11 protein-coding genes and 1 riboswitch are annotated in these 12,497 nt (G+C 40.9%); all 11 genes read left to right on the top strand.

The window, feature by feature from the left end:
• Positions 1 to 59 precede the first annotated feature (59 nt).
• The 11 genes from NST39_RS19075 (at position 60) to NST39_RS19025 (ending at position 12,485) form a co-directional block, all read left to right on the top strand.
• The gene (locus tag NST39_RS19075) at positions 60 to 716 is read left to right on the top strand and encodes a type 1 glutamine amidotransferase domain-containing protein (RefSeq protein WP_003215149.1); all 657 of its coding nucleotides are present in this window, start codon (positions 60 to 62) and stop codon (positions 714 to 716) included.
• Between the two features lie 140 nt (positions 717 to 856).
• Positions 857 to 1,984, top strand: coding sequence for a hypothetical protein (locus NST39_RS19070; protein ID WP_185108124.1), 1,128 nt, complete (start codon positions 857 to 859; stop codon positions 1,982 to 1,984).
• A 56-nt stretch (positions 1,985 to 2,040) separates the two neighbouring features.
• Positions 2,041 to 2,144, top strand: a riboswitch (TPP riboswitch).
• 87 nt (positions 2,145 to 2,231) lie between these two features.
• A complete protein-coding gene (gene tenA, locus NST39_RS19065) occupies positions 2,232 to 2,918 on the top strand; it encodes a thiaminase II (RefSeq protein WP_185108122.1) in 687 nt (228 codons plus the stop codon).
• A complete protein-coding gene (locus NST39_RS19060) occupies positions 2,915 to 3,514 on the top strand; it encodes an ECF transporter S component (protein ID WP_106065962.1) in 600 nt (199 codons plus the stop codon). The genes tenA and NST39_RS19060 overlap by 4 nt, the downstream gene beginning before the upstream one ends.
• Positions 3,489 to 5,087 (top strand): ABC transporter ATP-binding protein, encoded by a 1,599-nt coding sequence (locus NST39_RS19055; protein ID WP_113767905.1) that lies wholly within the window; start codon positions 3,489 to 3,491, stop codon positions 5,085 to 5,087. Before NST39_RS19060 ends, NST39_RS19055 begins: the two co-directional genes overlap by 26 nt.
• Entirely contained in the window at positions 5,077 to 5,811 is a 735-nt protein-coding gene (locus tag NST39_RS19050) for an energy-coupling factor transporter transmembrane component T family protein (protein WP_341029837.1), read from the top strand. Before NST39_RS19055 ends, NST39_RS19050 begins: the two co-directional genes overlap by 11 nt.
• Positions 5,812 to 5,960: 149 nt before the next feature.
• Positions 5,961 to 6,800, top strand: a complete 840-nt coding sequence (locus NST39_RS19045; protein WP_106065964.1) for a methyl-accepting chemotaxis protein — start codon at positions 5,961 to 5,963, stop codon at positions 6,798 to 6,800.
• Between the two features lie 172 nt (positions 6,801 to 6,972).
• Positions 6,973 to 7,794, top strand: a complete 822-nt coding sequence (locus tag NST39_RS19040) for a YwqG family protein (protein ID WP_341029835.1) — start codon at positions 6,973 to 6,975, stop codon at positions 7,792 to 7,794.
• Between the two features lie 233 nt (positions 7,795 to 8,027).
• Positions 8,028 to 8,861 carry a BglG family transcription antiterminator LicT gene (gene licT, locus NST39_RS19035; protein WP_017368351.1) on the top strand — a complete coding sequence of 278 codons (834 nt, stop codon included), beginning with the start codon at positions 8,028 to 8,030 and terminating at the stop codon, positions 8,859 to 8,861.
• A 326-nt stretch (positions 8,862 to 9,187) separates the two neighbouring features.
• The gene (locus NST39_RS19030; protein ID WP_341029833.1) at positions 9,188 to 11,095 is read left to right on the top strand and encodes a beta-glucoside-specific PTS transporter subunit IIABC; all 1,908 of its coding nucleotides are present in this window, start codon (positions 9,188 to 9,190) and stop codon (positions 11,093 to 11,095) included.
• Complete coding sequence (locus NST39_RS19025; protein WP_113767903.1) at positions 11,067 to 12,485, top strand: glycoside hydrolase family 1 protein; 1,419 nt, start codon at positions 11,067 to 11,069, stop codon at positions 12,483 to 12,485. Before NST39_RS19030 ends, NST39_RS19025 begins: the two co-directional genes overlap by 29 nt.
• Positions 12,486 to 12,497 lie beyond the last annotated feature (12 nt).

The following is a 12,497-nucleotide window of genomic DNA, read 5'->3' as shown; positions in this document are numbered from 1 at the left end:
TGATATTTAATTGCGCAAAATATAAAATGGAAACATGTTAAATCGAAAGGATGATCAAGATGAGTAAGAAAGTGTTATTAGTATCGACAAGCAGTTCAGAAATGAACGGACATCCAACAGGCTTATGGCTAGAAGAGTTGGCAGAGCCATTTCATATTTTTAAAGAAAATGAACTAGACGTTCAAATTGTCTCTATTCAAGGTGGAACTGTCCCTATTGATAAAAATTCAATTCCAGAAGGTGTTCCAGCGCAATATGAAGATGTATATGAATTACTTCAAGACACAAAGGCGCTTACAGATGTGAACCCAGCTGATTATGATGGCATCTTCTTTGCGGGAGGACACGGCCCAATGATCGATTTTGCGTCTAATCAACTGGTAGCCGATGCAATCTTAGCTATTTCAAACAAAAATGGTGCAGTCGGAGCTGTTTGTCACGGCGTTTCAGCATTCATTGATGTGAAGGATCAAGATGGCAAATCATTTATCGAAGGTAAAAAAATCACAGGCTTCACAAACGAAGAAGAGGAAGCTGTTCAGCTGACATCAAAAGTTCCATTTTTATTGGAAACAAAACTTCGTGAGCAAGGGGCAGCGTTTGAAAAAGGAGATGCCTTTGCACCATACGCTGTAGTTGACGGACAAATCATTACTGGACAAAACCCAGGTTCTAGTGCAGAAACAGCACGCCTGTTTGTTAAAACCATTTCATAAAGTGATCAAAAACCAGTCGTAGCAAATACGGCTGGTTTTTTGTCATAAAGATTTCCTAAAAAAGACCATAACAATGAATGGAATAATGGTAAAATATTCACAGGGTAAAAAACCCAATTGAGGAAAAAGGGGATGTTCCTGTGAGAGCATTTTATGGAAAAATCACTGCAGCGTTATTATCCATTCTACTCGTCACAACAGGTTTATTTTCACCAGTATTAAAAGCAGAAGAAGCACCGAAATCAGATGGGAAATTGTCACCACTGACGGAAAAAGCCATTCAGCAAGTGCAAGACTCGATTTTGAAACAGGATGAAGGAACCGCTATCCAAAAGAAGCAGCTAAAAAAATCTTTTAAAGTAGATAAGAAAAATGGAATCAGTATCAAACGAAAAGCCGCTAAAGCTGGTAAGATGCGTACATCTTCCGTTCGCTCCATTGATGGACTAGCCATCAACCAATCGGTTGTCTTATCAGAGGACGACCCAGTCGATTTATGGTTGTTAAGTACGACTTCACCTCAGGCACTCATCAGCCGAATTACCTCTTCAAATCCCGATTATTTCTTACAATTATTTGTTGTTGATTATGAAACTGGACAAGCTTATCCGACGGACTTGATTCAGCCAGCAGGCAGTCTCCTTGGTTTGACCAATTTACCAGCAGGTGACTACGCATTCGGTATCACAAGCGGTGGAAATTTCGGAGACTCTTACACGTTACAAGTGAATGCAAAAAACCCACCCAATTTCACAGGGGCTGTTTCCCTCTCTTCCACCCTGCAATACTTTGTAGCTGAGTATGCGAATGGGGATGTTTTCGCTAATGGTACAAAAGTGTATAACAAACAATCTAAGACCGCCGATTATAAATGGGAGCGTGTATTTTATTTCTCATATGACGGAAAATATGATCAGAGAACCCATTCTGTTGAAAGTGTGAAAGTGAAAAGTATTTCGGCACCAGTATCGTACTCTTCTCCTTATGCGAGTTCATCTGAGGCCATTCTCGTCTACTTAGATGTGGAGACGTTATTTATGTATCATGAATCATCGTTTGCTAGCGGACAATACTACCATAGTAGCTTTGTTGATACACTTGGAAAGACAACGCCAAGGCGTTTAGATATTGATGATATGACAAATTACGGCGATCATATTTTAGCTGTTGATTTGAAAACAGGAAAACCAATTGATTTCTTCAGTGTCCTTAATTTTTACTATGCTGCAGGGATCGAAAAGCTGCCTACGATCAGAACGTTGAATTAAGAAAGGCGGTTGACAGCAAATCTACACATGTGTAGAGTAAAGATAATTAAATGACAAAAGTCCACTAGGGGAGTCATATATGACTGAGACAAGAGAAAATCTTGGACCCTTTGAACCTGATCTAGTTTGTACTAGCGGAGGGAAGTGGAGCTGGACCTCGTCTTATTCATGATTGAATCGATAAGAAGGCCGCTCCATTTGGGGTGGCTTTTTCATTTATTCTACTGAAGAAGAGGAGGCTTTTTTTATGACGTTTTCAGCGCAATTAAGAGAAGAAACAGAACCATTATTTGAAGCCATTTATCAGCATCCGTTTGTTAGAGGACTGGCAACAGGAAAGCTGGAAAAGGAACAGATCATTCATTACGTCAAACAAGATGCAGAATATTTACATGCTTTTATTAAAATTTATGCAGCGGCTCTTAGCAGATGTACAGACAAAGAAGATATTGCCTTTTTCCATCAGCAGATTGCGTTTGTACTAGATAGTGAGACACACCCTCATCAAAATCTTTGCCGAGTGGCAGGTGTATCATATGATGAGCTCCAAGGTGCCCCGCTTGCTCCGAGTGCTCATCACTATATTCATCACATGCTACAAGTCGCCAAGGAAGGTACGCTTGGAGAAATCATCGCTGTCCTGCTTCCATGCCCTTGGACATATTGGGAAATTGGGAAACGAATGCTCACAGATGTGCAGCCTGACCCGTCACATCCGTTTTATGAGTGGATCACATTTTATGGAGGGTTAACCGACTCTATTACAGTGGAGCTTTGCAAGCGGCTCGATCAGCTGGCGGAAGCAGCAAGTGAGAAGGAAAAGGGAAAAATGAAACAGCACTTTATCTTAAGCTGTCAGCTTGAGTACAAGTTTTGGGATATGGCGTTTACGGTGGAAGAGTGGCCAGTTCCATTGGAGGTGCATTCATCATGACATGGAAGATGAAAGAAGTTGTCCTTGCTGTCATTTTATCCGTTGCATGTGGTGTCATCTATTTAGGATGGTCCACACTTTACTTACCCATTACAGCACTTGTTGGTCCAGCAGGAGGCAACATCATGTTTGGTATTTGGGTGATTGCCAGTCCAATCGTCGCGTATATCATTCAAAAGCCGGGAGCTGCCCTGATTGCAGAAACAGCCGCTGCCGCTGTGGAATTACTGACAGGCAGCCACTTCGGTCTTTCAGCCCTGCTGATTGGTGTATGCCAAGGGCTTGGGGCAGAAATCGCCTTTGCTCTTTTTGGTTATAAACGGTATCGCATGTGGACACTGATGCTGTCAGGTGCCTTTGCAGCTGTTGGAGCAATGGCATACAGCCTCGTTGCGAATGGCTTTGGTTATTACACACCTCAAGTTTTACTCATCACACTGATGACTCAAATCATCAGCGGAATGATACTGGGCGGATGTTTAGCGAAAGTAGTGGTGGACGCATTATCTAAAACCGGTGTACTGAATCAATATGCCATCATGAAAGAAAAACGAAACAAAGGTGAACAGCATGAATTCATTTCTCGCGTGCAATAATCTCACTGTCCGTTTTTATGAACAGCCTCAGCCCGTTTTGCATCAAATCTCTCTTTCCATTCAAAAAGGAGAAAAGGTGCTTATTTTAGGACCAAGCGGTAGCGGTAAATCCACGCTCATCTCCGTTCTGGCTGGCATCATTCCAGAACATTTAGAAGCGGACATGCAGGGCGAAGTGATATTGCAAAGACATACAGGCGTCATGTTTCAGGACCCTGATTCCCAGTTTTGTATGCATCGCGTCAATGAAGAAATTGCCTTTAGCTTAGAGAACCGTTCTGTCCCTCGTGACGAGATGGATCGCATCATTCAGCAGCTCATGCAAAAAGTTCAACTTGATGTGGATCCGAATACAGACATCCACACATTATCTGGCGGCATGAAGCAGCGATTGGCGCTTGCTTGTTTACTAGCGTTAGAGCCAGATATGCTGTTCTTTGATGAACCGACCGCACAGCTTGATCCAGCAGGAAGAATGGAGATATTTCAGCTTCTACAGCAGCTTGCAGCTGATCAGCGACAAACCATGATTTTTGTAGAGCATGTGCTAGATGGTGTCATTGAATGGATGGACCGGGTGATTTTATTAAATGATCAAGGCAGCATCTTAGCAGATGGGTCTCCAAAAGATGTGCTCGCGACTTATGAAATAGAAATGAAAGAGGCAGGAATTTGGAGGCCGAAATTATTTCCCGAGAAATGGTCTACGATCCTTCAAGATCCATTTCATCCAATGAGTCACAAACTTATGCAAACCTTTGAAGCAAGAAAGAAGCAGAATGAAAAAGTGCCGCCGACTAAGCGGGAGACCATCATTCGTTCAGAAGATCTTCAATTAAGCTACGGGAAAAAGAGGATTATGAGTGATCTTCAGCTTGATATCAAAGCAGGGGATTGGGTGGCGATCATTGGGGAAAATGGAAGCGGGAAAAGCACATGTCTCAAACATTTGGTTCGTTTAGAGCCAACGAAAAAAGGCCACATTTTTTTAAAAGAGACACTCCTTAAAAAGTGGTCAGACCGAGAACTATATGAAAAGGCAGGCTTTGTGTTTCAAAATCCGGAGCTTCAATTCATACAAGATACAGTGTTTGATGAAATTGCATTTGGTGGAAGGCAGCGTAATTGGCCAGAATCCGTTGTGCAAGAAAAAACAGTTCAGCTATTGAAAGAGTTCGGTTTAGAAAAGCATGCAAAAGCTCATCCTTTCACTTTAAGCCTAGGTCAAAAAAGAAGATTGAGTGTGGCTACAATGCTCCTTTTTGATCAGGATGTCCTATTGTTAGACGAGCCGACTTTCGGGCAGGATGAAAGAACAGCGAAGGAATTAATCAGACGCTTGAAAGAGCGTCAACGCCAAGGCACCACAATTTTGATGGTCACTCATGATATGGACCTTGTCGATGAATGTGCCGATCAAGTGCTTCTTTTTCATCAAGGAAAGCATGTGTATGGTGGCACGCCTTATGATTTGTTTTCAAATCAGGACCTTGTCGATGCTTATCAACTGAGAGCCCCGTTGCATTATCGCTATGTGGCTGAAAGAAAGGACGTGCTGACGATTGCAAAGTAATCATTCCTTTCTTTCCACTGTGAATCCAGTCATCAAATTACTCACTCATCTACTTGCGATGTGTTGTCTCATGGCGATATCTGATCCTAAAACAACCTTCATCATCTGGCTGTTTGCACTTAGTATTGGACTTGTTTTAGGCGGATGGAATTTGAAGTATCTTTTCACAAGACTTGTCCCTTATCTGCTCTTTTTTATTCTCGTGTTTTGGATGATGGCGGCCTTTGGCAAGGGGGATCATACTGTTTGGAAATGGGCATGGTTCCATATGACAGAGGAGAGTTTAAGAAATGGACTCACCATCGCTCTCAGAATGCTTGGCTTTGTGACATTCGGTCTCCTGTTTACGTCCACAACAGATTTGACAGCATTTATGATGAGTCTCATTCATCAGTGCAAAATGTCGCCAAAATGGGCGTATGGGATGCTTGCTGGCTTCCGGTTTATTCCGTTATTTCAAAGTGAATTAAAGCAAATGAAGGCGGCACATAAAATTAGAGGCTATAAGCAAAAAAACAGTTGGAAAGCCTTTATGCGTTATGCACTTCCTCTTTTTACACAGGGCGTACGAAAATCAGAACGGTTGGCCATTGCGATGGAAGCAAGAGGCTTCACGGGTGAGAGAGAGCGGACGTATTATCATGTCATCAGCACTTCGTGGATCGACTATATGTATCTTTTGCTCATCGGTATCAGTATCTTGATATGCATGTCCTTTTTTTAAAAACACCCACATTCTCTTGATAGAATGTGGGCTTTTTATATGTCTTAGGTCATTTGATTGATATTAGTGCACATTACAGGCTGTAATAGACCTTATAACGAACCGATAAAGAGGATGTACTGAGAAAAAGAGAGGATGAACGTGAGCGAATGTCACAGAGAATTGATAACATAATAGACGCTTTACCAATCATTGGACTAGCTATGAGAGAGCAACTAACCTTTTCTGTTTTAGGGAAAGAGAAGGTTCTTTATTATCAGCAACATGGGAACATTGACTTAGGATTTAAAGCTGGTGATACAGTGGCTGATGGATTTCAAAACTTTTCGATGTTGAAAAATGGGAGAGAGCCATCGTTTATCCAAATTCCGAAAGAAGTATACGGAATTCCAATGGATATTGTAGCCGTTCCAATTAAAGATGAGACGGGTCAGGTAGTCGCTGCTTTCTGCGTGGCCTATGATCAGACCAATCAACAACGATTAGATGACATTATGACGGAGAGCAACGAAGCTTCCGAAAAACTAGTCGCAATGGTACAGCAAGTTGCTGCGCATTCAGAGGAACTTCAAGCGACAAGTGAACAAATTCTACAAAACACGAAAACCACTGTAGAAAATTCCTCTAAAATCAATCAAGTGTCCAATCTTATCAAAGGTATCTCTGATCAAACGAACTTACTTGGACTCAACGCATCAATTGAGGCTGCAAGAGTAGGTGAAGCAGGAGCAGGCTTCGGAGTGGTCGCAACGGAAGTGAGAAAGCTGTCAACTCATGCAAAACAAGCAACGACTGATATTGAAACCGCGCTAAAAGATGTGCAGGGATCGATTAAAGGAATGGAAGAAGAAATAGCACAAATTGTCGCTTCTTCTGAGCATCAAGCTGAGCTTGTAAGCACGTTCACAAAAGTTATTGAAGGTCTTCATGAAACAAATGAAACGATGAAAGCATTGGCAGAAGACTTAGTGAATTATCAAGTGAAATAAAAAATAGATCGACTAAAACCTCCAGATCAATCGGAGGTTTTTTTCGTTTTAAGGTGGGGAAGTTGTTAGGATATTGACCGATTGATCACTGACAGGCAGTGTACACTTCTGTATGATAGAAAAAGAGATACTACCCTGGTCAGTAGACCTATTCATAAGGAGGAAGACCATCGTGACACAATCAGCGAAGCTGCAAGAAATCATAGCACCTTACCGTAAAATGTTAGATCAAACTGAACAGCCAATGATTCAATTACAGATGAAACAAGGAAAAACAGGACCTTACGACAGCAAAATTGCAGGTGATCCTTACTTCCCCAAAAACGACGAATATCCAGTTGATGGCGCAGGACACCCTATGAAGCTTTTGGCACAAATTAATTTTGGCCAGCTACCGAAGCCGAAGCTGAAGGATTATCCAGAAACAGGACTTCTGCAAATTTTTATTTCTGTGCATGATGATCTTTATGGGATGAATATTGACCAAAAAACAGAGCAAAAAGATTTTCGGATCAAATTTATTGAGGAACCTTTTTTGGCAGAAGAAGAGTTGTTGACTGATTTTTCTTTTGTGAAAATTCCTGATGATTTTTATTTTCCTGTGACGAAGGAAGGCGCCATTACAGGTGAACGATCAAGTGAAACGATTAGTGTAGAAGATTTCCGCTTTGAGAAAATCACAGGTAAGCGAAGCTGGGACCTATTCGAAGGTGTAGAAGGTGTTGATGGAGATGAAGCGGATGCCTTGCTAGATGAATTTTATGAGACAGAGAGTGGTTTTGGTCACAAATTGGGTGGATATCCAGGCTTTACACAAGAGGATCCGCGTACCTATGAAGACCAAGAGCATACCGTTCTACTATTACAAATCGACTCAGATGATGAAGTGGATATGTTGTGGGGAGACTGCGGAATCGCCAACTTTTTTATCAAACCAGAAGACCTCAAACGAAAAAATTTCGAGAATGTCGTCTATAGTTGGGATTGCTCCTGATTTTGTAAAAAACACTCTTTAAACACTCTTGATAGAGTGTTTTTGTGTATGTTTTTAGACTTTTTGCCCCTATTTCGTCATGTTTGAGAGGTAATATGTCATTCTTTCTAGTTGACCGTATCAAAAAAAAATGTAAAATCATCTTAAAGTCCTCTTTTTTGATAATAATAATAAAATGACATATCAATCAACAATAAATGCTCGAAAAAGCGGAATGTACTGGGGGGTATCAATTGATCATTTCGAAAGTAATCAATAATAATGTGGTCAGTGCGTATGATGACGAGCAGCATGAGCTGGTCATTATGGGCAGAGGGATCGCTTTTCAAAAGAAAAGTGGAGACCCGATTGACGAAGAACGTATTGAAAAAGTATTTTCCATTCAAAATAAAGATATATCAGAAAAATTCAAAACCCTGCTTTATGATATTCCAATCGAGTATATGCAAGTGTGTGAGGCGATTATTGATCATGCGAGAACAACCCTTAATAAAAATTTGAATGACAGCATCTATGTGACACTGACAGATCATATCACCTTTGCTATTGAACGTCATCAAAAAGGAATGGACATCAAAAATGCATTGCTCTGGGAAATCAAGCGGTTGTACAAAGAGGAGTTTATGTGTGGTGTAGAAGCGATTCGGATTATTCAGGACAAGCTCAACATTCATCTTCCTGAGGATGAAGCTGGTTTTATTGCGATGCACATTGTCAATGCAGAGCTCAATGAAGAAATGCCGAACGTGATTCAAATTACCAAACTCATTCAAGATATTTTAAATATCGTCAAGTATCACTTTCAAATTGATTTAGACGAGGAATCATTAAATTATTTCCGTTTTGTCACGCATTTAAAGTTTTTTGGGCAGCGTCTGTTTAACGAAACACAAATGGAAAATCAAAATGAATTTCTGTATGAAGTGGTAAAAGAAAAAAACACAGCAGCTTTCCAATGCGCCGAAAAAATTAATGATTATGTTCAAAAAGAATACAACCGAAGTCTCATAGAAGATGAGATGTTATACTTAACTTTGCATATCGACAGAGTGATAAAAAGAAAATAAATTTAAAAAGAAAGCGTTGACATTACTAAAATAACATGATAATTTATAACTATAAACTAAATAACCCACAATCTTTTAGGATTGTTACTGGTCAAGCAGGCAAAACCTAAATCATTGTCCCTATCTTTGATAAGGCATGATTTAGGTTTTTTTATATCTAAAGACATATAAAATTAAATAAAGATCAATCGCTATGAAGGATTGTTACTGGTTAAGCAGGCAAAACCTAAATATCGATTAATGTCTGAATCGCTATTTTTCGGACATTAATGGATGTTTAGGTTTTTTCTATATCAAGATGTAATCAACGATTGGAGGGTAATACAATGAACCACAAACAAACAGCAAAAGAAGTTTTAGAGCTTGTCGGCGGTGAAAAGAATGTTAAGCAAGTCACGCATTGTATGACAAGACTTCGCTTCAACTTATACGATGAAGGCAAAGCGGATAAAGAGAAGCTGCAATCAACAGACGGGGTCATGGGTGTGAATCAAAGCGGGGGTCAATATCATGTCATTATTGGCAATGATGTTTCAAATGTCTATCAAGCGATGATTGCTGACTCAGGCCTGTCAACAGATGTAAAGTCAGGCGGTACAGAAGAGGCTTCAAAACAAAATGTGATTTCAAAGCTTTTCGATTTTATCTCTGGTGTCTTCACACCGATTCTTCCAGCCATCGCTGGAGCCGGTATGATCAAAGGGATATTGGCACTCATGCTTACGTTCCAGTGGATATCGGATAAAAGCAGCACATATGCCATTTTAACAGCTATCGGCGACGGAGCCTTTTACTTCTTACCGATTCTGCTTGCTGTAAGCGTAGCTAAAAAAATTGGCACAAATCAGTATATCGCCGCTGCCATTGCAGCCGCCGCACTGCACCCGCAGTTAACGGCTTTACTAGGCGCAGGAAATACAGAATTTCTAGGCTTACCAGTGGTTGCCGTTGTGTACTCTTCATCGGTCATTCCGATTCTACTTACCATCTGGCTCGGCTCATATGTTGAAAGATTCGCGGAAAAATATAGCCCAAAATCATTGAAGATCATCCTTGTTCCAACGGTCACACTTCTTGTCGTAGTACCAATTATGCTTATCGCAGTAGGACCGCTTGGTGGGATTATCGGAAATGGCCTTTCAGGTGGAATTGATTTATTGTTCAAACATGCAGGTATTTTGGCCGGACTCTTGATCGGCGGCTTCATGTCACCATTGATCATTACGGGCATGCACTATGCACTACTTCCAATTATGATCAACAACATTACGTTAAACGGTTTTGACTTCATTCTTCCAATGATGTTTGTAGCAAATATGGCACAAGCAGGCGCAGCATTCGGTGTCTTCTTAAGATCAAAAAACAAAACATTCAAATCATTGGCGATGTCTACAAGTATCACTGCATTAATGGGTATTACTGAACCTGCTATGTATGGTGTGAACATGCGATTGAAAAAACCGTTCCTTGCAGCCCTCATTGGTGCAGCAGCAGGCGGCGTGTTCATGTCAATCTTTAAAGTAAAATCATATGTGATATCTGGATCAGCAGGTCTCCCTGGTCTCCCGACATTCATTGGCCCAACATTTGTCTACTCTATCATCGGCTTAGTAATCGCCTTTGTCGCAGCAACGATCATGACACTTGTTCTAGGATTCAAAGATGTACCAGTGAAAGATGATACAAAAGCAGACAAACCAGAAGAAAAGAAAGACACAGTAGCACTTCAAAATGAAGTGGTACAAAGCCCGCTTGAAGGACAACTAAAGCCGCTAAATCAAGTAAATGATGCAACATTCTCAAATGAAATCATGGGTAAAGGTACAGCCATTGTCCCAACAGTTGGACGTGTAGTAGCACCATTCAATGGCAAGGTTGAAACCATTTTTCAAACGAAGCATGCCATTGGCTTAAAGAGTGACCAAGGCACAGAGCTTCTCATCCATGTTGGAATTGATACGGTGAAGCTTGGCGGAAAGCATTTCACAAGTCATGTAGAGTCAGGTGATCTTGTTCAAGCAGGAGATGTGCTCGTTGAATTTGATATCGAGGGCATTCAGCAAGAAGGCTATGATGTCACCACACCAATTATCGTCACTAACACAAACGATTTTGCACAAGTTGATGCGAAAACAGAAGGCGCGATTTCAGTACAAGAGACACTGCTCACAGTCAGTGTAGAAGAAAAAGAGGAGGGCATTCAACATGAACAAGTTAGAAAAAACATTTCCTAAAGGTTTCTTATGGGGCGGCGCTGTTGCGGGCAACCAAATTGAAGGTGCTTATAATAAAGATGGAAAAGGCTTATCGACAGCCGATGTATCACCGCACGGTATTATGCATCCATTCGATGAATCAATGAAAGACTTGAACTTATATCATGATGCGATTGACTTCTACCATCGCTATAAAGAAGATATTGCACTCTTTGCAGAAATGGGATTCAAATGCTTCAGACTATCCATTTCTTGGCCGCGTATTTTCCCAAATGGCGACGATGCTGAACCAAATGAAGCAGGCCTTGCTTTTTATGACAGAGTATTTGATGAACTGCATAAGCATGGAATTGAACCAGTTGTCACAATTTCTCATTATGAAATGCCGCTTGCACTTGTGAAAAACTACGGCGGTTGGAGAAACCGTAAGCTTGTCGATCTGTATGAAACATATGCGAAAACGTTGTTTACTCGCTATAAAGACAAAGTGAAATATTGGATGACCTTTAATGAAATCAACGTCGTGTTACATGCGCCTTTCACTGGCGGCGGACTTGTATTTGAAGAGGGTGAAGACGAGAAAAGCATTCAATATCAAGCAGCGCATCACCAATTTGTTGCAAGTGCTTTAGCTGTCAAAGCAGGACACGAAATCATTCCTGATGCGAAAATCGGCTGTATGATTGCAGCGATGACAACTTATCCGTACAGCTCAAGACCAGAAGATATGTTTGCTGCAATGGATCAGGACCGTAAAACATTGTTTTTCTCAGATGTACAGGCAAGAGGCTACTACCCAGGTTACATGAAACGATACTTCCGCGAAAATGGAATTCATATTGAGATCCAAGATGGTGATGAAGACATCCTAAGAAACCATACAGTGGACTATATTGGTTTCAGCTATTATATGAGCTTTGTGACAAGTACAGATCCAGAGGTTCTTGGACAAGTTACTGGTGGTAACCTATTCGAAGGCGTGAAAAACCCTTATCTAGAAGCAAGTGATTGGGGCTGGCAAATTGATCCAAAAGGACTTCGTACAACACTAAACCAGCTATATGACCGCTACCAAAAACCATTGTTTATCGTAGAAAATGGACTGGGAGCTGTCGATCAAGTAGAAGAAGACGGGTCCATTCAAGACGATTACCGAATTGATTACCTCAGAAGCCATTTGCTAGAGGCGAGAGAAGCCATTGCAGACGGAGTAGACTTGATGGGTTATACAAGCTGGGGCCCAATTGACCTTGTCAGCGCATCAACAGCTGAAATGAAAAAACGATACGGCTTCATTTATGTCGACCGTGATAACGAAGGAAAAGGAACATTAGATAGAAAGAAAAAGAAAAGCTTCGATTGGTATAAACAAGTGATTGCGACAAATGGTGATCATTTAGATGCATAAAAGAAAAAAGAC

The sequence above is a fragment of the Bacillus sp. FSL W8-0645 genome, assembly GCF_038007905.1.
GTDB classification, from domain to species: domain Bacteria; phylum Bacillota; class Bacilli; order Bacillales; family Bacillaceae; genus Bacillus; species Bacillus pumilus.
This window is presented reverse-complemented; position numbering and strand designations above follow the sequence as displayed.